Origin of the sequence: Paracoccus simplex, from assembly GCF_042648325.1 — a bacterium.
GTDB lineage: Bacteria > Pseudomonadota > Alphaproteobacteria > Rhodobacterales > Rhodobacteraceae > Paracoccus > Paracoccus simplex.
Map to the genome: position 1 here is coordinate 44,596 of NZ_JBHRXE010000033.1, position 18,830 is coordinate 63,425.

An 18,830-nucleotide genomic window follows, 5' to 3' on the forward strand; every position below is an offset into this window, starting at 1 on the left:
GGTGCCATGCAAGCCGGCATCGCTGCATTGTCGCGCCTGAACGGCTTTCTCAGCCGGGCCAGCCTGTGGCTGGCGGGGACGGGGCTGGTCCTGATGACGCTGATCGTCTTCGCCCAGGTCTTCATGCGCTACGTGATGAACGACAGCCTGCTTTGGGTCGAGCCGGTGGCCATCCTGCTGATGAGCTGGTTCATCTTTCTGGGCTCGGCGGTCGGGGTGCATGAAAGTTTTCACATGGGCTTCGACGTGCTGCTGTTCTTCCTGCCCGACCGCGCCGGAACCTGGCTGAAGGGCCTGTCCGACCTGTCGGTGCTGTGCTTCGGCATCGGCATGGCGGTCTATGGCTGGCAATTGATGGCCAAGACCTGGGGCACCACGCTGCCGGTGATCGGGCTGCCGGGCGGTTTCGGCTACATGCCGCTGTTCGCCGGCGGCCTGCTGATGACGCTGTTCGTGCTGGAGCATCTGCTGAAGCGGCTGACCGGCCGCATGGCCGAGGCCCAGCCGGACGCCGAAGACATCCTGATGACCGAAGCGTGACGGGGGCGGGGCAACATCATGGAATACATGATTCTTTTCGGTGTCTTCACCCTGCTCATGCTGATCGGCACACCCATCGCCTTCTGCCTGGGCATTTCGAGCCTGGCGACGGTGGTCTGGCTGGGCCTGCCGCCGCTGGTGGTGTTCCAGCGCCTGTCGGCGGGGATCTCGGTCTTCACGCTGATGGCGATTCCGTTCTTCATCTTCGCCGGCGACCTGATGGTCCGCGGCGGGATCGCCGCGCGGATCGTGCGCTTTGCCGGGTCGCTGATCGGCCATGTCCGCGGCGGGCTGGGACAGGTGAACATCGCCGCCTCGACGCTGTTCGGCGGCATCTCGGGTTCGGCCGTGGCCGAGGCGGCGGCGGTCGGCGGCATCATGATCCCGCAGATGAAGGACCGCGGCTATGGCGCGGATTACGCGGTCAACGTGACCTCGATGGCGGCGCTGATCGCGCTGATGCTGCCGCCCAGCCACAACATGATCATCTATTCGATCTCGGGCGGCGGGCGGATCTCGATCGCCGACCTGTTCACGGCCGGGATCGTTCCGGGCCTGCTGCTGGCGCTGGCGCTGTCCTTCACCGCCTGGATCGTCGCCGTGCGCCGCGGCTATCCGACCGAGCCCTTTCCCGGCTTTGCCCGGGTGTTCCGCTTCCTGCTGGAATCGCTGCCGGGGATGCTGCTGATCGCCATCATCTTCGGCGGCGTGCGGTCGGGCATCTTCACCGCCACCGAAAGTTCGTGCATCGCGGTGCTTTACGCGCTGCTGGTGACGATGCTGGTCTATCGCAGCATGTCCTGGCGCGATTTCGTCCATGCCACGCAGCAGGCGGTGCGCACCACGGCCATGGTGCTGCTGATCATCGGCATGGCGGGGGCCTTCGGCTGGCTGATGGCCTATCTGCATGTGGCGCAGATCTCGCTCGACTGGATGCAGTCGGTCTCGGACAATCCCTTCGTGATCCTGCTGATGATCAACATCGTGCTGCTGGTGCTGGGCACCTTCATGGACATGAGCCCGCTGATCATCATCACCACGCCGATCTTCCTGCCGGTGGTCAGCGCCTTCGGCGTCGATCCGGTGCATTTCGGCGTCATCATGATCCTGAACCTGGGCATCGGGCTGAACACGCCGCCGCTGGGGCCGGTGCAGTTCGTCGCCGCCGCCGTGGCCCGCATCTCGATCTGGGAGGCGATGCGCAGCGTCTGGCCCTTCTACGCCGCGGGGCTGGCGGTGCTGTTGCTGGTGACCTATGTGCCGGCGCTGTCGCTGTGGCTGCCGGCGCTGTTCCGGGGGCAGTGATGGGCGATCCGGTCCGCACCGTGCTGGCCCATGCGCCCGAGCTGATGGTCGTCCGCTTCGCCTTCGCGGCGGGCGACGGGGGCACGCCGCACCGCCACCCGCATGTGCAATCGACCTATGTCCGGTCGGGGCGCTATCGCTTCACCCTGGACGGCCGCGCGTTCGAGGTCGGGCCGGGCGACGCCTTCGTCATCCCCTCGGGCGCGGTGCATGGCTGCACCTGCCTGGAAGCCGGCGAGCTGATCGACAGCTTCACCCCGCGCCGCGACGATTTTCTGTGAAAGGACATATCGTGACCCATGTCGAAACCCGCCAGGCGGTCCACCCGGACCATGCGAAGACCATGGATACCGAAACCCTGCGCCGGCATTTCTTGGCGGAAGGCCTGTTTCGGGACGGCCGGATCCGGCTGGTCTATACGCATTACGACCGCTTCGTGGTCGGCGGCGCGGTGCCCGGCGGCGCCGAGCTGGTGCTGGACCAGGTGGCCGAGACCCGGACCGCGACCTTCCTGGACCGGCGCGAGATGGGCATCGTCAATATCGGCGGGCCGGGCCATGTCGCGGCCGCGGGCGAAACCTGGCGGATGGGGCAGGGCGACGTGCTCTATCTGGGCATGGGCTCGGGTCCGGTGACCTTCGGCGGAGCGGGGCGGTTCTACATCGCCTCCTGCCCGGCGCATCGCGCCCTGCCCAGCCGCCTTGTCCCGGTGGCCGACGCGAAACAGATGACCACCGGGGCGGTCGAGACCTCGAACAAGCGCACCATCCGGCAGTTCATCCACCCGCTGGTGATGGAAAGCTGCCAGCTGGTGCTGGGCTATACCACGCTCGAGGACGGCTCGGTCTGGAACACCATGCCCGCCCATGTCCACGACCGGCGGATGGAGGCCTATCTTTATCACGGCATGGCACCGCAGGCCCGGGTGCTGCACCTGATGGGCGAGCCGCAGGAGACGCGGCACATCTTCGTCGCCAATGAACAGGCGGTGATCTCGCCGCCCTGGTCGATCCATTCCGGCGCCGGCATCGGCGGCTATGGCTTCATCTGGGCGATGGCCGGCGACAACGTCGATTATACCGACATGGATTTCGTCCAGCCGGAGGCGCTGCGGTGAACCCGTTTTCGCTGCAAGACCAGGTGGCGCTGGTGACGGGCGCCAATACCGGCATCGGGCAGGCCATCGCCGTCGCCATGGCCCGGGCCGGGGCCGAGGTCATCGCCGCCGGCCGCCGCGACTGCGACGAGACGCTGGCGCTGATGGGGGGCGGGCGGCAGATGCGGCTGGATTTCAGCGACCCGATGGCGGCGCGCGATGTCTTTGCATCCGGGCGCATCGACATCCTGGTGAACAATGCCGGCATCATCCGCCGCGCCGATGCGGTGGATTTCACCGAGGCCGACTGGGACGCGGTGATCGACGTGAACCTGAAGGCGCTGTTCTTCACCTGCCAGGCCTTCGCCCGCGCCGCCCTGCCGCGCGGGCGGGGCAAAATCGTCAACATCGCCTCGCTGCTGTCCTTTCAGGGCGGCATCCGGGTGCCGTCCTATACCGCCAGCAAGCATGGCGTGGCCGGTCTGACCAGGCTGATGGCGAACGAATGGGCGGCGCGGGGGCTGAACGTCAACGCCATCGCCCCGGGCTATATCGAGACCGACAACACCCGGGCGCTGCGCGACGATCCCGACCGCTCGGCCGCGATCCTCGGGCGCATTCCGGCCGGGCGCTGGGGCCGGCCCGAGGATATCGGCCAGACCGCGGTGTTCCTGGCCGCGCCGGCCTCGGACTATGTCAACGGCGCGGTGCTGAATGTCGATGGAGGCTGGCTTGCCCGATAGGCTGTATCGCGCCCCGACCGCGGCGCCGGCGGGCATCGTCCATCTGGGTCTGGGGGCGTTCTTTCGCGCCCATGGCGCGATCTATGTGGCCGAGGCGGGCGGCTGGGGCGTCATCGGCGTTTCGCTGCAATCGCCGGACACCCGCGACCGGCTGCGCCCGCAGGGCTGGGCCTATACCGCGCTGGAACTGGCGCCCGAGGGGGAAAGGCCGCAGGTGGTGACGGTGCTGCGCGACGTGCTGGTCGCGCCCGAGGATCCGCAGGCGGTGCTGGACGCGATGGCCGCGCCGGGCACGCATATCGTCAGCCTGACGGTGACGGAAAAGGGCTATTGCCACGAACCCGCCACCGGCCGGCTGAACCGCGACCATCCCCGCATCCTGCATGACCTGGCGAACCCGCTGCCGCAATCCGCGCCGGGCTTCCTGGTCCGCGCCCTGGCCCTGCGCCGGGCGGCGGGACTGCCGCCCTTCACGGTGCTCAGCTGCGACAACCTGCCGGAAAACGGCCGCGTCCTGCGCGGCGTGGTGCTGGACCTGGCCGGGCTGATCGACCCCGCGCTGGCGGGCTGGATCGCCGCCGAAGCGGCCTTCCCCTCGACCATGGTGGATCGCATCGTGCCCGCGACCACGCCCGCCGACCTGGACCGGCTGGAGGCCGCCGCCGGCTATCGCGACGCGGCGCCGGTGATGCACGAACCCTTCCGGCAATGGGTGATCGAGGACCGGTTCCGCGGCCCCCGCCCGGCCTTCGAGACGGCGGGCGCGCAGCTGGTCGCCGACGTGACGCCCCATGAGCACATGAAGCTGCGGATGCTGAACGGCACCCATTCCAGCCTGGCCTATCTGGGCTATCTGGCGGGGCACCAGACGATCGCGGACAGCATGGCCGATCCGGTCCTTGCCGGTTTCGCGTGCCGGCTGTGGCGCGACGAGATCATCCCGGCGCTGACCCCGCCCCCGGGCCAGGATCTGGCGGCCTATGCCGATGCCCTGGCCGCCCGCTATGCCAATCCGGCGATCCGGCACCGGACCTGGCAGATCGCCATGGACGGCAGCCAGAAGCTGCCGCAGCGCATCCTGGGCACCATCGCCGAATCCCGTGCGGCCGGACGGGCGGTGCCGGGCCTGACCCTGGCCGTCGCGGCCTGGATGCGCTACGTCTCGGGCCGGGACGAGCAGGGGTTGCCGATCGAGGTCCGCGACCCGCTTGCCCCGCGCCTGGCGGCGCTGTGGACCGGCGATCCGGCCGCGACAGTGCGCGGCTTCCTGGCCCTGGCCGAGGTGTTTCCGCCCGCCCTGCGCGACGATGCCGGCTTTGCCGCCGCGCTGACCAAGGCGCTGGCGGTGCTGATCCGGCGGGGGGCGCGGGCCGCGGCCGCGGGCCTTGTCCATGCCTGACCGTTTGATGCCTGACCCTGCCATGGCCGACCGTCCCGCCGCCCTGCTGCTTTCCCCCGGCGACGGTGTCGGCATCGCCCTGCGGGCGCTGGAGCCGGGCGAAACCCAACTGGGCGTCCGGCTTGCCGAACCGGTTCCCGCCGGGCACAAGTTCGCGCTGCGCCCGCACGCGCCGGGCGATCCGATCATCAAATACGGCCAGGTCATGGGCGAGGCCACCGCCGCCATCGCGCCCGGCCGGCATGTGCATGTCCAGAACGCCGGGATGGGCGTGCCGGGCCGGGGGGCCGCCGCCGGCCAGGCCGGACGGCTGCCCGCGCCCCCCGACAGGCGCAGCTTCCAGGGGTTTTCGCGCCGCGACGGCCGGGTCGGGACGCGCAACTTCATCGGCATCATCGCCTCGGTCAACTGCTCGTCCACCGTCTGCAACGCCATCGCGCGCGCGGCGAATGCCCGGCTTCTGCCGCAATTCCCCAACCTGGACGGCTTCGTGCCCATCGTCCACGACCAGGGCTGCGGCATCGCCACGGCGGGCGAGGGCTTCGCCCTGCTGGTGCGCGTGCTCAAAGGCTATCGCGACCATCCGAATTTCGGCGGCGTGCTGCTGGTCGGCCTGGGATGCGAGGTCAACCAGCTGACCCTCTACCGGCGCGACGACGAGACGCGCCAGCGGCATGCCAGCTTCAACATCCAGGAGGTGGGCGGCTCGGCCGAGGCGGTGCGCCGCGCGCTGGAGCGACTTGCCCCCATCGCCGCCCGCGCCGATGCCGACCGCCGCCGGACCCTGCCGGTTTCCGGGCTGACGCTGGGGATGCAATGCGGCGGCTCGGACGGGTTTTCCGGCATCACCGCCAATCCGGCGCTTGGCGTCGCCTCGGACCTGCTGGTCGCGGCGGGCGGCACCTCGATCCTGTCGGAAACGCCCGAGATCTACGGCGCCGAGCATCTGCTGATCGCCCGCGCCAGCGCCGCGGACGGCCAGCGGCTGCGGACGATGATCCGCTGGTGGGAAGACTACATCCGCGCCAACGGCGCCAGCCTGGACAACAATCCCAGCCCCGGCAACAAGCGCGGCGGCATCACCACCATCCTGGAGAAATCGCTGGGCGCGGTGGCCAAGGCCGGGCTGGCGCCGCTGTCGGCCGTGCATGGCTATGCCGAGCCGATCCGCGGCCCCGGCCTGGTCTACATGGACAGCCCCGGCTATGACCCGGTCGCGGCCACCGGGCAGGTGGCGGCGGGCGCCAATGTCATCGCCTTCACCACCGGGCGCGGCTCCTGCTTCGGCGCCCATCCGGTGCCGTCGCTGAAGCTCGCCTCGAACACGGCGCTGTGGCGGGCGATGCGCGGCGACATGGACATCGACTGCGGCAAGGTCGCCGAAGGCGCGGTCTCGCTGCAGGAGATGGGCGAGGAGATCTATGGGCAGATCCTCGACACCGCCTCGGGCGCGCGCAGCAAATCCGAGATCTTCGGCTATGGCGACGCGGAATTCGTGCCCTGGCGCATCGGCGCGGTGCTTTAGCCGGCGCCGCTTGCCAAACCCATGCGAATGCCCATATGGTAATGCGAAACGCAAAAACGCATTGGGAGCGAGATGTCCGAATCGACGGTCACCATCAAGGGCCAGACCACCTTGCCGAAATCCGTCCGGCAGGCGCTGGCGCTGGGGCCGGGGGACCGGTTGCGCTATGTGATCCTGGACGATGGGCAGGTGCGGCTGATGCGGACCCGCCCGGTCGCCCAGCTGGCCGGGATGCTGCGCCGCGAGGGCCAGCGCCCGGTGTCGCTGGAGGAGATGGAGCAAGCCATCGCCGCTGGCGCGCAAGACCGGTGATCGCGCTGGATACCAATGTCGTCCTGCGCTTCCTGACGCAGGACGACCCGGCGCAGTTCCCGCAGGCCAGCGCCCTGTTCGCCCGCCTGACGGCGGACAGCCCCGGCTATCTGTGCCGCGAGGTGCTGGTCGAGATCGTCTGGGTTCTGGAACGGGCCTATGACCTGCCGCGGCAGGACATTGCCGCGGCGCTGGACGGGCTGCTGGCCGCGCCCGAGATCGTCGTCGAGGCCGCGGACCGGGTCGGGCTTGCGGTCGAGCGCTATCGGCAGGGCGGCGCGGGCTTTTCGGACCACATGATCGTGCTTGCGGCCCGGGATGCCGGGTGCAGCGCCACCTTCAGTTTCGACCGCAAGGCCGTGGCGCAGGCCGGCATGGTCGCGCCGCCGCCGGAAGGCTGATCCGGCGCCGGCATCCCTGCGCGGCAAAAGCCGGCACGGCGCCGCCCCGCATCGGTCCCGATGCGGGGCGGGCCTGTCCGGGTCAGTCGGCCCTTGCGACCTGCTTCGCGGCGGCGCGGGCGGCGGCGGTGACCGCGACCACCAGCGGCTGGTCGAATTGCGGCTGCAACCGGACGGCCGAGGCCGAAAGCGGGCCGCCGCCCATGATCACCGCCTCGGCGCCGTCCTTGCCGGTCGATTGCCCGACCGCCTCGGCCAGCGCGGCGTCCAGCCGGGCGGGATCCTGCACCAGTTCGGTCGGATCGCCCGGCGTCACGCGGACGCCGCGATATTGCGCCTCGTAGCCAAGCGCGGCCGCCTTCTGGCGGAAGGATTCGACCAGTTTCTCGTCCGGCGTCACCGTCACGATGCCAAAGGGCCGGCCGTCGCGCGCGGCCTCGTGAAACACCTCCTCGCCGATGCCGAAGACCGGGATTTCCACCGCGGCGCGCAGCTCCGGCAGGCCGGGATCGCTGAAGGCCGAGACGATCAGCGCCGCGACGCGCGGGTCGGCGGCCGCCTCGGTGCCGATGGCGACCACGCCGGGGACCGCATTGGCCATGTCCTCGGGCGTGGTCAGCAGCGCCGGGGCGCCGGCATTGCTGCGCCCCTCGACCTTGGCGGCATCCCCGATCGCGGCCTGGGCCAGCCCGGCCATGGATTGCGTCGCCGCCTCGTTCGAGTTCGGGTTGATCAGCACGATGATCCGGCCGGGGCTCTGGGCCGTATCCTGGGCGGCGGCCGGGCCCGACAGCAGCCCCAGGCTGCAACCGGCGGCCATGGCCCAGTGCCGGGCGCGGGCGGTGATGGTGATGGTCATGGCTCAGTTCTCCCGGAAGCGCTGCGCCGAGGGCAGGCGCTGCATCAGCAGGTAATAGAGGATCCCGGCGGGCAGCAGGCTGGCATACCACGAGATGCCCGAGAAGATCAGCGCGAAGACCACGCCGACGGCCATGGCGATGACGGCGGCCATGTTCACGCCCTTGTAGGGCCCTTCGGGATCATAAAGCTTGTCCAGGTTCAGCTCTTGCTTGCGCAGGATGAAGTAATCCACCACCAGGATGGCGAAGATCGGGCCCAGGAAGGCGGAATAGGTGCGGATGAACAGGTTCAGCCCGGCCGCCGATTCGTCCTTGACCAGTTCCCAGGGGAAGGTGCCGAAGGCCAGCAGGCCGACGATCACCGCCGAGGTCTTGAAGTTGATCTTGAACACGTCCATCAGCGCATAGGCCGGCGGCACGACGTTGTTGAGGATGTTCGTGGTGACCTGCGCGAAGGCGATGAACAGCAGCGTCACCACCAGCAGCAGCTTGTTGTCGACGGCGCTGGAAAACACCTTGATCGGATCGACCTCGCCCGTCGCGCCCGAGACCATCAGCCCGATCAGGCCCATGAACAGCGTCGCCGGCAGGATCGAGTTGGCATAGATCGCGATCTGCCGCACCGGCCCGACATCCTTGCGCAATTCGCGCGAATAGTCCGAGACGTTCAGCATCATCGTCGAATAGATGCCCAAAAACAGCATGGTGCCGCCCCAGAAGGGCGCGCCCCAGGTGCCCTCGACATTGATCAGGTTGGCGCTGATCTCGTCGCCGTATTTGTTGATGACGCTGAAGAACATGTAGATCAGCGAGCCGATGATGAAGACCGAGCCGATGTTCTCCAGCCATTTGATGCCGTGGAAGCCCAGCACCGACAGGCCGATCTGCAGGGCCTGGAAGCCGATGAAGAACACCCAGATGTTGGAATAGCCGAACAGCGTGTCGGAAACGAGGTTCAGCGCTCCGGCGCCGATCCAGCTTTGGAAGCCGAACCAGACGATGGCCGGGACCGAACGCACCAGCGCCGGGATCCGGGTGCCGGTGAAGCCGAAGGCGGAGCGCGCCTGCACCATGAAGGGAATGCCGTATTTGTGCCCGGCCTGGCCGTTGATCATCAGCGCGATGCCGATCACCGTGCAGCCGATGGCGATGGCCACGAAGGTCTGCAGCAGGTTCAGCGTTCCCACCAGCCCCGAGCCGATGGTGAAGGTGCCGATCGAGACGCAGCCGCCCAGCCAGGCGAACAGATAGGACCAAGGGTCCATGATCCGGGCCTGCTGCGGGGCCAGGCTTTCCTCGCCCACGGCCTTGTGCTCGATCACGGCGCTGTCGGGCGCCGCCTCCTGGGTTGTCATTGTCATGTTCTCCTCCCTTGTCTCCGTTTCCCTATTTCTGGTTGGGGAAAGCGTAGGCGTTGATCTTGCTGGTCTTCAGCCCTGCGCCCACCAGCGCCTCGATCATGCGGGTCGCGACGCTGACGCCGTCGATCACCGGAATGCCGGTTTCCTCGCTGAGCCAGGCGGTCAGATCGGCCATGCCGGCGCAGCCCAGAACCACGGCCTCGCAGCGGTCCTCGCGGATGGCGCACAGGATCTCGTCGCGGACCTTGATGCGCGCGTTCGAGCCGGGCTCCTCCAGCGCCAGAACCGGGATCGCCGCCGAGCGCACGCGGCGGCATTGATGCGACAGGCCGTAGCCGTGGATCAGATGCTCGATCACCGGGACCGAGCGCGGCAGCGTGGTGACGACCGAGAACGAGGTCGCCAGCATGCTGGCCGCCTTCACCGCCGCCTCGCAGATGCCCAGCACCGGGCCGCTGGCCAGTTCGCGGCAGGCGGCGATGCCCGGGTCGTCGAAACAGGCGACGACGATGCCGTCGATGCCCTGCGCCTCGGCCTCGCGGACCCGGGCCAGCAGGCCGGGCAGCGACATCGCCTCATCGTAATGGCCCTCGATGCTGGCGGGCGATCCGGCGGCGGTGGCGCCCTGGATCACCGTGCCGGGACCGGCCGCCGCGCGCGCGGCCTCGACGATCTTGTCGGTCATTGTCTGGGTCGAGTTCGGGTTGACGACCAGGATTTCCACCACTACCTCCATTCATGTTAACAAAGATTGTTAACAATGATTGTCATCAAGTCAACGATTCTGTGGGGTGGTTGCCTGGCCCGGGATTTGCCGGTAATTTCCGAAGGTCGATCAGAAAGAAGACCAGAACCGATGGACGCCCAGCCCGAAAGCCAGATCGTCGACGCGGTCCTGAACGCGATTTCCGAACAGCGCCTGCCCGCCGGGGCGAAGCTGGGCGAACAGGCGCTGAGCGAGCTGTTCAACTGCAACCGCGCCAATGTCCGCCGCGCGCTGGCCTCGCTGGCCGCCAAGCAGGTGGTCGAGCTGCGCCCCAATCGCGGCGCCTTCGTCGTCACCCCTTCGGCGCAAGAGGCGCGCGAGGTCTTCCAGGCCCGCCGCGCCATCGAGCGCACCATCGCCCGGCAGGCCGTGGCCCGGGTCAGCGACGAGGATGGCGCCTATCTGCGCGCCAATATCACCGCCGAGGCCGAGGCGCGGGCCCGCCGGGACAAGCCGACCGAGCTGCGCCTGTCGCAGCAGTTCCACATGTATCTGGCGCGGCTTTCCGGCAATCGGGTGCTGGAACGATTCCTGGCCGAACTGACCATGCGCAGCACCCTGATCCTGGGCATGTATCCCAGCGCCGGGCATTCCTGCGCGAATTGCGACGACCATGTCGGGATCGCCGACGCCCTGATGGCGCGGGACGAGGCGTTGCTGCTGCGCCTGACCGACGAACACCTGCGGCATCTGGAGGCGGGGCTGAATTTCGACCTGCCGCCGGTCTCCTCGGTCAGCCTGAAGGATCAGTTGATCGGGGTTTCCGCGACGGGCGGTGCAGGGCACGAGACCGGGCACCGCAACGGCCCCGCGACCTGAGCCGTCGGCCCCGGCGGCCGGCCGGCGGGGGCATCCGGATCGGGGCGATCCTGCCGTGCCGGCGGCGGGACCGCATCCCTGTCCCCATGCCGCCTGCCGCCGGAACCCTCATCTCAGCTGGTCGGGCAAGGGGATGAACTCGCCGTCGTCGCCCGGCGGCAGTTGGAAGCGGCCATGCTGCCAGTCGCCCTGCGCCCATGCCTGCTTGGCGGCGTCGATCCGTTCCTGCGACGAGGCGACGAAATTCCAGGAAATGTAGCGTGGCCCGTTCATCGTCTCGCCGCCCAGCACCATCAGCCGGGCGCCGGCCTCGCCGGCCTTCAGGCTGATGCGGTCGCCGGGGCGGAACACCATCATCCGGCCGGCCGGAAAGCTGTCGCCGGCGACCAGGATGCCGCCCTCGACCACATAGACGCCGCGGTCCTCGTGGTCGTCGGGCAGCGGCAGGCTGGCGCCGGGCGCAAGGACCACATCGGCATAGAAGGTCTCGGTGAAGGTCTTGACCGGCGCGCGCGCGCCCCAGGCCGCGCCCAGGATCAGCCGCACCTGCTTGCCCCCGTCCTCCAGGAAGGGCAGCGCCTCCTTGCCGTGATGTTCGAACGAGGCATCGCGGTCTTCCGCCTGCTCGGGCAGCGCGACCCAGGTCTGGATGCCGAAAAGCGAGCCGGGCTGCTTGCGCATCGCCTCGCTGGTGCGCTCGGAATGGGTGACGCCCTTGCCGGCGATCATCCAGTTGACCTCGCCGGGATGGACCATCTGGTCGGCGCCGGTGCTGTCGCGGTGCTGGAACGCGCCCTGGTACAGATAGGTCACCGTCGCCAGCCCGATATGCGGATGCGGGCGCACGTCGATGCCGCCGCCGGTCAGGAATTCGGCCGGGCCCATCTGGTCGAAGAAGATGAAGGGGCCGACCATTTGCCGGCGCGGCGCGGGAAGCGCGCGGCGCACCTCGAAGCCGCCCAGGTCGCGGGCGCGGGGAATGATCAGCGTCTCGATGGATTCCAGGCCCTGGCGATCGGGGCAATCCGGGTTCTGCGTGGGGTTCCAGCTCATGTCGGGCTCCTTTCGTGGGTCCGGGATGCGAGGGTTCAGCGTATCAGGTCTTGCGCAAGGCGGCATCGGGGCTGTCGGGGGCGGGCGCCATGCCGCCTCGTGCCGGGGCGGCGGGGTCACGGCGGCCGCGCGCACCGCATCGCGGCCGCGATCGCCGGACGACAACCCTATGGGCTAGGTTTACAGGCGCGGCCGGCGTAAGTTACTAGAATAACAAATCGCATGGGCCAGTCATCCCGAACGGACCCACCGGTCCCAGGGCCGGGCGCGCCTGGCGATCCGGGGCGTTTCACCGCCCGCCGCCGTTGCTCGGGAGTCGTTCTGATGCGCCAGTCATTCTCCTGCAGGCTTGCAGACTATCCTGTCCTCGTCGCCGCGGCGGCATGGATCGTCCTGTCGGGGGCCGCATGGGCGCAGGATCCGCTGGCGTCGAACAACGGGCTTTACCCGTCGGACAACTGGCGGGGGCGCTTCCTGCTGGCGAACCTGGACTATCCCGAGCAGCCCGAGCAGAAGGGCTGGCCCTTCCGCGAGACCGCCGGCCCGCTGTCGCAGGAGACCGCGCCCGAATATGCCCGCCGTCTCAAGGCCTATCTGGGCCTGACGCTGGGGACGCTGGTGGACAGTCCCGACGACTGGGATCCGGTCAAGGCCGGCTGGTACGACATGGTCTGGAGCGGCGAAGGAACGGTCGCGGGCGGGGTGACGGACCCGACCTCGGGGCGCGAGGCGCTGATGAACACCTATTCCGGACAGATCATGCCGGCCGTGACCTTCCCCGAGGGCCAGGCGCCGCAAGGCCCGGTGCAGAACCATGCGGTGATCTATTACAATGCGCCGGCCGCCGCGATGCTGGGGCGGGTCTGGGCCAATCTCTATGCCCCGAACCTGAAGGCGGTCAGCTTCCCCGAAGGCTCGGTCGTGACCAAGGTCGAGGCGGTGACCAACACGCCCGAGGACTGGCCCGTCCTGGAAAACACCTCGGTCTGGCATGTCTTCCGCCCCACGACCGAGGACCAGCTGGCGGGCGGGCCGAACCTGCGCCCGCATGTCCTGCCGGTGCGCCCGCTGCAGATGGCCGTCCGCGTCAAGGACAGCGCCGCCGCGCCGGGCAGCGGCTGGGTGTTCGCGGTCTTCGTCTATGACAAGGACGCGCCCGGCCTTTCGGCATGGGAACGCTTCGTGCCGCTGGGCCTGCAATGGGGCAACGACCCGGAGGTCACCGGACCCAGGGCCGACCGCTTCGGCCGGGCCGCGATCCGGCAAAGCTGGATCAACCCGGCGGCCCCCGCCTTTACCCGCGAGACCTTCGGCTGGGGCGGGCGCCTTTCCGGGCCGATGGATGTCTCGAGCCGGCACAACGTCATCCTGCCCAGCGGCGAACGCTATGTGAACGACCAGCATGTCAACGCCTCGTCCTGCCAGAGCTGCCACGGCACGGCCGAGTTCCCGCGGGCGGCCAATCTCTACCCCTCGCCCAATCGCAGCTTTCCCCGCGACGACCTGCCCTTCCTGCTGTACGAGCCCGGCTCGCCCGACTGGATGCGCTGGTTCCAGAACCGGCCCGGATCCGAGCCGATGACCAGAAGCGCCGGGATCGTGGCGCTGGATTACGACATGGCGCTGATGTTCGCGGTTTCGGCCTATAACGAGGTCGCCGGAAACGCGCGGCTGGAGCAAGAGACCGTCGATGTCCATTAGCATGGAGCAGGCCGGCGCGGCGCCTTTCGCCGCGGGTGACGAAGCTGCCGACTGGTCGGAATACCGCCCGGTCTCGGCCATGTTCGTCGATCTTGTCGGCTCGGCCGAGCTGATCGGCACGCTGGGGCCGGAACGCTACAACGCCGCGCTGCGGGCGTTTCACAACCTGGTCACGGCGCATGTCCGGCTGTTTGGCGGCGAGGTGGTGCAATATCTGGGTGACGGCGTGATGTGCCTGTTCCATCGCGGCCACGAGGAGATGGCGCGCGCGGCGGCGGCGATCGCGGCCGGGCTGCGCATCGCCGGGGCGATCCAGCGGCCCGGATCGGCCTTTCCCGCCAATGTCCGCATCGGCATCGCCTCGGGGCTGGCGCTGTTCAGCGACGGGGCCAGCGCCGCCGGGGTGCGCGCGGTCGGCAATTGCATCAATCTTGCGGCCCGGCTGCAGGCGGTCGCGCCGCCGGGCAGCGTGCTGGTCTGCGCCGAAAGCCGGCGCGGCGCGCAAGGGCTGTTCGCGTTCCGCGCCCTGCCGGACCAGCCGCTCAAGGGCTTTGCCGAGGCGGTCAGCTGCTGGGAGGCGGGCGAGTTGCGCGGCGAACGCGCCGCAAACCCCGCCCGCCCGGGTCTGGTCGGCCGCGTGGCCGAAAGCGCGGCGTTGGAATCGGCCCTGGCCGAAGCGATGGCGGGCCGGGGCCAGACCGTCGCCGTCATGGGCGAGGCCGGCTTCGGCAAGACCCGGCTGCTTGAGGAATTCGCCCATTCGCCGCTGGCACAGGCCTGTCAGCGGCTGGTGCTGAACGGCCGCCGCGACGAAAGGGGCGGCGACTTCCACCCGATCAAGGCGCATCTGCTGTGGGTCGCCGGCGTGGTGCTGGACGATGACGAGCACCGGCGCGAGGCGAAGCTGCGGCAGATGTTCAGCGCGGTCTGGGGCCTGCAGGGCACGGCCATCGACGACCTGCTGGTGCTGCTTGACGCGCATTCCGACGCCGACCGCCAGCTCAGCGCCGATCCGGTGCTGCTGCGGCGCTGGCTTTGCGACCAGTTGACCAGCCGCATCCTTGATCTGCAGGGCGTCTCGCCGGCGCTGATCGTGGTGGTCGAGGATGCGCATTGGCTCGACCCCAGCTCGGTCGAATTCCTGGCCGGCTTCCAGGCGGTGCTGCGGGACCGGCCGGTCCTGATGCTGTTCAGCCAGCGCACCGCGGGCCCCGAGGACCAGCCGGTGCTGGCGGCCGATCTGGCGCTGCGCCTGCAGCCGCTGTCGCGCGCCCAGTCCCAGGACCTGATCCGCAACCTGCTGAGCGCGCGCGCCGACGACCTCGACATGGTCCGATGGGTGCAGGACAAGGCGCGCGGCGTGCCGCTTTACCTCACCGCCTTCGCCGATTACGCGCTGCGCAAGGAGAAGGCCGATTTCGGCGCGCCCGACCTGCCGCTGGACCTGCTCGACGTGATCGAGGAAAGCCTGGGCCGGCTGCCCGAGCGCACCCGCCGCTTCGCCCAGGCCGCCGCCGTCATGGGCCCGCATTTCGAGCCGACGATCATCGCCGCGCTTCTGGGCGAAAGCGGCGACGGCATCCGCCGCCATGTCGACCGGCTGGTGGCGGAAAAGCTGGCCGCGGAACGCGCCGGCATCCTGGGCATGGCCTTCGCGCATGACCTGGTGCGCGAGGCGATCTACGGCAATCTCGGCACCGATCTGCGCCGGCGGCTGCATGCCGATCTGGCCGCGGTGATCGAGACGCGCTGGCCCGAGGTGCCGGCGCATTTCCTGGCCCTGCATTTCGAGAATGGCGGCCAGCCCGCGCGGGCGCTGCGCTATCTGGTCAATGCCACGCTGGCCTCGGTCCGCGTCGGCGCCCTGCAAGAGGCGCGCGACCATCTGGGCCGCGCCTTCGCCCTGCTGCCCCACCTGACCGACAACCACGAGCGCCGCCAGCAGGAGCTGGCGCTCTACAGTCTCGAGGGGCCGTTGCAGATGATCCTGGGCGGGCCGGGCAATGCCGCCTTCGGCGATGCCCAGCGGCGCAGCATGGACCTGATGCGCGAGCTGGGCCTGAACCAGGATCGCGCGCATCTTTACTACAATTCCGGCCTGCACGACTGGGCCTGCTGCCGGCTGGACGCGGCGCAAACCACCGCCCGGACGGTGCTGGCCCTGCCCAACGAAGGCGAGGGCGCGCAGCTGGCCGGGCACACGCTGGCCGGTCTGGTGGCCTGGCACAAGGGCGACCTGGGGCGGGCGGGCCATCATCTGGCCCGCACCATCGCGCTTTACCGCCCCGAGAGGCACGCGCCGCTCTTTTCCAAATACCTCAAGGATTTCGGGGTGTTCAGCCTGTTCTATTCCGGGCTGACCGCCTCGGTCGCGGCGGAGTTCGAGGCGGCCGAGGATTTCGCCAGCCGCGCGCTCGAACTGGGCCGGGCCCTGGGCATCGCCCATGCCCGCGGCTTTTCCCTGCTGGCGATGTTCCTGACCGAGATGTTCCGCGGCGATCCCGAAACCACCATCGCCCATGCGAAACAGGCCGAAGCCCTGGCCCGCACCCATCATTTCCCGGAATTCCTGGCCATGTCCGGCTTCGCGCAGGGCTGGGCGCTGACCCGGCAGCCGGCGACCCGCACCGAGGGCATCGCGGCGATGATCGACGGGCTCGAGGGCTGGCGGCGGACGAATTTCATCGCCTGGCAGTCGCTGTTCGAGGCCATGGTGATCGAGGAACTGGTCAAGGCCGGCGAGCCGGCCCGCGCCCAGGCCTATCTGCCGGGGCTGAAGGCCCGCCTGGCCCAGACCGGAGAGGCGCAGTTCCTGGCCCCGGCCCTGATCGCCGAGGCGCAGCTTCTGGCCGCGCAGGGCCAGCCACAGGCGGCGCGCGCCGGCCTGGCGCAGGCATGGGGCCAGGCCCGCGCGATGCGGGCGCATCTGTGGCTGGCCCATGCCGAACGGGCGGGCGAGCGCATCGGCTGGATGCCGGAATGACCCCGGATCCGGCGCGGGATATCGGGCAGTTTCCGCTGCTTTCGGGGCTGGAGGACGCCGTTCGCCAGCGCGCGGCCCGGTCGTTGCGCTGGCAGCATTTCGCCAGCGGCGCCATCGTCATCGACCGCGACGAGGAACAGGCCGACGTGCATTTCCTGACCCGCGGCCAGCTGCTGGCCGTCTATTGGACCCGGGACGGGCGCGAGATCATCTTCACGTCGATGTCCGAGGGGAATTATTTCGGCGAGCTGACCGCGCTGGACGGGGTGCCGCGCTCGCTCTGCGTCTATGCGCGCACGGCGGCAGAGCTGGCGATCATGCCGGCCGCCGTCTTCCGCGAGCTGATCCGGGACAGCGGCCTGTTCCGCGACCGGGTTCTGGCCGGGCTGACGCATCGGGTGCGCGACCTGACCGAGCGGATGTGCCAGCTGACATCCCTGTCGGTGCCGGATCGCGTCAAGGCCTTCGTCCTGCGCCGCGCGGTCCAGGCCGACTGCCTGCGCCCCGGCGCGGTGCTGCGGGATTTCCCCACCCATGCCGAGATCGCCGCGCAGATCGGCGCCAACCGCGAGGCGGTCAGCCGGGCGCTGTCGGCGATGCGGCAGGACGGCATCCTGCGCGCCGGGCGCGGCGAGATCATCATCGCCGACCCCGATGGCCTGCTGGATCAGGATCTTTAGCGCCCGCAGTCATGCTGCGGCCGCGATCACCGCCAGCGCGCCCTGCGCCATCTCTTTCGAGATGCGGTCGGTGATGTGGCCCTTGGCGATCCGGTGCAAGGCGACCTCGATGGCGTCGCCGCTGATGGTTTCGTGGTCCTGCACAAGGGAAAGCGCGACCCTGCCGATGGTGAATGCAACCATATCGGGGCTTTGAAGATGCGACATGATTTCCTCTCCTGTCATGATGGACGCATCTCCCCGGCTTCGCTGTTCGGAATCCGAGGCGACCAGGTTTTCCGGTGGGCGGGGGGCGGCGCGGGTCCGCCCCCCGGAACTTGTCAAAACGTCACTCGTCAACACCCTGAAAAGTGCTTGGTCATGAAACGCCGCAGATGATCGGTTTGTCGGAATTGTAGTCGATGTAATGCCAGCCATTCCGGATCGTGGTGATGGAATAGACATCGCCGCTTTCGTCGATGAATTTGAAATGCCAGCCCTTGCTGTTGTAGAAATTGATCCGATAGGAATAGATCACGCCCCGGTCATGGCTGACATAGCCGTTGACGATGCCGATATTCTCGGCGCCGGGCGAGGTATAGCCGGCGCCGCCCGGCTCCCAGAACAGGGCCTGATAGCCCGGCGGGGTGGTCGGGCCATGGGCCAGCTCATCGGCGAGCGAGGCGGCGGAATAGCCCTGTTGCTTGGGGTATCCGACCTCATAGGCCTTGCCCAGATCCGTGGTGCGGGACAGGACCAGGTGATTGTCGCGATCCAGAATATCCGTCATGGTAGCTCCTTGCCGAAAGCGATGGCCATCTTGGCAAGGAACAGACTAGCGCGGCCGCCGGCGCGGCGATGTGTCCTGGCGCACAGGGGCGGTTTTTTGTGACTGCCGCGCGCGCGGCGGGCTGGCCGGGTCGTGCCCGGCCAGCCGCGGGGGTCAGCGCACGGCCGAGACGACGATCTCGATCAGCACGTCCTTGCCCAGTTCGGCGACGCCGATGGTGGCGCGGGTCGGCAGATGCTGGGCGGGCAGCCATTCCAGCCAGGCCTCGTTCATGCCCTCCTTCTGGTCGAAATCGGTGATGTAGAGCATCGCCGTGACCAGCTTTTCCTTGTCCGAGCCGATCTCGGCCAGCAGCTTGTCGATCTTGGCGCAGATCTGCGCGGTCTGGCCCTTCATATCTTGGGTCAGGTCGTCGGCGATCAGCCCGCCGAAATGCAGGATGCCGCCGGCCTCGACGATGCGGTGGTTGATCCGGGTCGGGAAATGGCGCTGGATCATCGGGTTTCCTTTCGTTGGG

20 protein-coding genes are annotated in these 18,830 nt (G+C 68.9%); 13 read left to right on the forward strand and 7 right to left on the reverse strand.

Annotation, left to right across the window (positions count from 1 at the left end):
* The 9 genes from ACFOMP_RS11720 to ACFOMP_RS11760 form a co-directional block, all read left to right on the forward strand.
* The coding region (locus ACFOMP_RS11720) for a TRAP transporter small permease (protein WP_379030708.1) at window positions 1-540 on the forward strand (540 nt) is incomplete at its 5' end.
* 18 nt (window positions 541-558) lie between these two features.
* The gene (locus tag ACFOMP_RS11725; protein WP_379030711.1) at window positions 559-1,845 is read left to right on the forward strand and encodes a TRAP transporter large permease; all 1,287 of its coding nucleotides are present in this window, start codon (window positions 559-561) and stop codon (window positions 1,843-1,845) included.
* Window positions 1,845-2,126 (forward strand): cupin domain-containing protein, encoded by a 282-nt coding sequence (locus ACFOMP_RS11730; protein WP_379030714.1) that lies wholly within the window; start codon window positions 1,845-1,847, stop codon window positions 2,124-2,126. Before ACFOMP_RS11725 ends, ACFOMP_RS11730 begins: the two co-directional genes overlap by 1 nt.
* An 11-nt stretch (window positions 2,127-2,137) precedes the next feature.
* The gene (kduI, locus tag ACFOMP_RS11735; RefSeq protein WP_289896836.1) at window positions 2,138-2,962 is read left to right on the forward strand and encodes a 5-dehydro-4-deoxy-D-glucuronate isomerase; all 825 of its coding nucleotides are present in this window, start codon (window positions 2,138-2,140) and stop codon (window positions 2,960-2,962) included.
* The gene (gene kduD / locus ACFOMP_RS11740) at window positions 2,959-3,684 is read left to right on the forward strand and encodes a 2-dehydro-3-deoxy-D-gluconate 5-dehydrogenase KduD (RefSeq protein WP_379030718.1); all 726 of its coding nucleotides are present in this window, start codon (window positions 2,959-2,961) and stop codon (window positions 3,682-3,684) included. Before kduI ends, kduD begins: the two co-directional genes overlap by 4 nt.
* 1 nt (window position 3,685) lies before the next feature.
* Complete coding sequence (locus ACFOMP_RS11745; protein ID WP_449302611.1) at window positions 3,686-5,083, forward strand: mannitol dehydrogenase family protein; 1,398 nt, start codon at window positions 3,686-3,688, stop codon at window positions 5,081-5,083.
* Between the two features lie 22 nt (window positions 5,084-5,105).
* Window positions 5,106-6,608 carry a UxaA family hydrolase gene (locus ACFOMP_RS11750; RefSeq protein WP_379030721.1) on the forward strand — a complete coding sequence of 501 codons (1,503 nt, stop codon included), beginning with the start codon at window positions 5,106-5,108 and terminating at the stop codon, window positions 6,606-6,608.
* Window positions 6,609-6,680: 72 nt separating this feature from the next.
* A complete protein-coding gene (locus ACFOMP_RS11755; protein WP_289896832.1) occupies window positions 6,681-6,920 on the forward strand; it encodes a type II toxin-antitoxin system PrlF family antitoxin in 240 nt (79 codons plus the stop codon).
* Window positions 6,917-7,321 (forward strand): PIN domain-containing protein, encoded by a 405-nt coding sequence (locus tag ACFOMP_RS11760; protein ID WP_289896831.1) that lies wholly within the window; start codon window positions 6,917-6,919, stop codon window positions 7,319-7,321. Before ACFOMP_RS11755 ends, ACFOMP_RS11760 begins: the two co-directional genes overlap by 4 nt.
* Window positions 7,322-7,403: 82 nt before the next feature.
* Here the strand turns inward: ACFOMP_RS11760 and ACFOMP_RS11765 are convergent, their stop codons facing one another.
* Genes ACFOMP_RS11765 through ACFOMP_RS11775 form a run of 3 tightly spaced genes read right to left on the reverse strand, consistent with a single transcriptional unit; the run spans window position 7,404 to window position 10,266 of the window.
* Window positions 7,404-8,180, reverse strand: coding sequence for an aspartate/glutamate racemase family protein (locus ACFOMP_RS11765; protein WP_379030726.1), 777 nt, complete (start codon window positions 8,178-8,180; stop codon window positions 7,404-7,406).
* Between the two features lie 3 nt (window positions 8,181-8,183).
* Window positions 8,184-9,542, reverse strand: a complete 1,359-nt coding sequence (locus ACFOMP_RS11770) for an NCS1 family transporter (RefSeq protein WP_289896829.1) — start codon at window positions 9,540-9,542, stop codon at window positions 8,184-8,186.
* 25 nt (window positions 9,543-9,567) lie between these two features.
* Complete coding sequence (locus ACFOMP_RS11775; RefSeq protein WP_379030729.1) at window positions 9,568-10,266, reverse strand: aspartate/glutamate racemase family protein; 699 nt, start codon at window positions 10,264-10,266, stop codon at window positions 9,568-9,570.
* A gap of 132 nt (window positions 10,267-10,398) precedes the next feature.
* Between ACFOMP_RS11775 and ACFOMP_RS11780 the strand changes: the two genes are divergently transcribed.
* The gene (locus ACFOMP_RS11780; RefSeq protein WP_379030732.1) at window positions 10,399-11,127 is read left to right on the forward strand and encodes a GntR family transcriptional regulator; all 729 of its coding nucleotides are present in this window, start codon (window positions 10,399-10,401) and stop codon (window positions 11,125-11,127) included.
* 108 nt (window positions 11,128-11,235) lie between these two features.
* Here the strand turns inward: ACFOMP_RS11780 and ACFOMP_RS11785 are convergent, their stop codons facing one another.
* Window positions 11,236-12,180 (reverse strand): pirin family protein, encoded by a 945-nt coding sequence (locus ACFOMP_RS11785; protein ID WP_379030735.1) that lies wholly within the window; start codon window positions 12,178-12,180, stop codon window positions 11,236-11,238.
* A 324-nt stretch (window positions 12,181-12,504) separates the two neighbouring features.
* On the opposite strand from ACFOMP_RS11785, the gene ACFOMP_RS11790 reads away from it, so the two are divergent.
* From ACFOMP_RS11790 to ACFOMP_RS11800, 3 genes are read left to right on the forward strand one after another with little or no spacing between them, the layout of a single operon-like run.
* Complete coding sequence (locus ACFOMP_RS11790; protein WP_379030738.1) at window positions 12,505-13,881, forward strand: hypothetical protein; 1,377 nt, start codon at window positions 12,505-12,507, stop codon at window positions 13,879-13,881.
* A complete protein-coding gene (locus ACFOMP_RS11795; RefSeq protein WP_379030741.1) occupies window positions 13,871-16,864 on the forward strand; it encodes an ATP-binding protein in 2,994 nt (997 codons plus the stop codon). Before ACFOMP_RS11790 ends, ACFOMP_RS11795 begins: the two co-directional genes overlap by 11 nt.
* Window positions 16,861-17,544 carry a Crp/Fnr family transcriptional regulator gene (locus ACFOMP_RS11800; RefSeq protein ID WP_379030743.1) on the forward strand — a complete coding sequence of 228 codons (684 nt, stop codon included), beginning with the start codon at window positions 16,861-16,863 and terminating at the stop codon, window positions 17,542-17,544. The genes ACFOMP_RS11795 and ACFOMP_RS11800 overlap by 4 nt, the downstream gene beginning before the upstream one ends.
* A gap of 9 nt (window positions 17,545-17,553) precedes the next feature.
* Here the strand turns inward: ACFOMP_RS11800 and ACFOMP_RS11805 are convergent, their stop codons facing one another.
* The 3 genes from ACFOMP_RS11805 to ACFOMP_RS11815 all read right to left on the reverse strand — a co-directional run bounded on the left by ACFOMP_RS11805 (window position 17,554) and on the right by ACFOMP_RS11815 (window position 18,811).
* Entirely contained in the window at window positions 17,554-17,751 is a 198-nt protein-coding gene (locus tag ACFOMP_RS11805) for a hypothetical protein (protein ID WP_289896822.1), read from the reverse strand.
* A 151-nt stretch (window positions 17,752-17,902) separates the two neighbouring features.
* Window positions 17,903-18,313 (reverse strand): hypothetical protein, encoded by a 411-nt coding sequence (locus tag ACFOMP_RS11810; protein WP_019352820.1) that lies wholly within the window; start codon window positions 18,311-18,313, stop codon window positions 17,903-17,905.
* A 153-nt stretch (window positions 18,314-18,466) separates the two neighbouring features.
* On the reverse strand, window positions 18,467-18,811 hold the full coding sequence (locus ACFOMP_RS11815; RefSeq protein WP_289896821.1) for a RidA family protein: 345 nt from the start codon (window positions 18,809-18,811) through the stop codon (window positions 18,467-18,469).
* Window positions 18,812-18,830: the final 19 nt, after the last annotated feature.

Excerpts from the sequence above, each read along its gene's own strand:
- ACFOMP_RS11725 (WP_379030711.1), top strand. The coding sequence starts at position 559 with ATGGAATACATGATTCTTTTCGGTGTCTTCACCCTGCTCATGCTGATC.
- ACFOMP_RS11730 (WP_379030714.1), top strand. The coding sequence starts at position 1,845 with ATGGGCGATCCGGTCCGCACCGTGCTGGCCCATGCGCCCGAGCTGATG.
- ACFOMP_RS11750 (WP_379030721.1), top strand. The coding sequence starts at position 5,106 with ATGGCCGACCGTCCCGCCGCCCTGCTGCTTTCCCCCGGCGACGGTGTC.
- ACFOMP_RS11755 (WP_289896832.1), top strand. The coding sequence starts at position 6,681 with ATGTCCGAATCGACGGTCACCATCAAGGGCCAGACCACCTTGCCGAAA.
- ACFOMP_RS11765 (WP_379030726.1), bottom strand. The coding sequence starts at position 8,180 with ATGACCATCACCATCACCGCCCGCGCCCGGCACTGGGCCATGGCCGCC.
- ACFOMP_RS11770 (WP_289896829.1), bottom strand. The coding sequence starts at position 9,542 with ATGACAATGACAACCCAGGAGGCGGCGCCCGACAGCGCCGTGATCGAG.
- ACFOMP_RS11780 (WP_379030732.1), top strand. The coding sequence starts at position 10,399 with ATGGACGCCCAGCCCGAAAGCCAGATCGTCGACGCGGTCCTGAACGCG.
- ACFOMP_RS11785 (WP_379030735.1), bottom strand. The coding sequence starts at position 12,180 with ATGAGCTGGAACCCCACGCAGAACCCGGATTGCCCCGATCGCCAGGGC.
- ACFOMP_RS11790 (WP_379030738.1), top strand. The coding sequence starts at position 12,505 with ATGCGCCAGTCATTCTCCTGCAGGCTTGCAGACTATCCTGTCCTCGTC.
- ACFOMP_RS11795 (WP_379030741.1), top strand. The coding sequence starts at position 13,871 with ATGTCCATTAGCATGGAGCAGGCCGGCGCGGCGCCTTTCGCCGCGGGT.
- ACFOMP_RS11800 (WP_379030743.1), top strand. The coding sequence starts at position 16,861 with ATGACCCCGGATCCGGCGCGGGATATCGGGCAGTTTCCGCTGCTTTCG.
- ACFOMP_RS11805 (WP_289896822.1), bottom strand. The coding sequence starts at position 17,751 with ATGTCGCATCTTCAAAGCCCCGATATGGTTGCATTCACCATCGGCAGG.
- ACFOMP_RS11810 (WP_019352820.1), bottom strand. The coding sequence starts at position 18,313 with ATGACGGATATTCTGGATCGCGACAATCACCTGGTCCTGTCCCGCACC.
- ACFOMP_RS11815 (WP_289896821.1), bottom strand. The coding sequence starts at position 18,811 with ATGATCCAGCGCCATTTCCCGACCCGGATCAACCACCGCATCGTCGAG.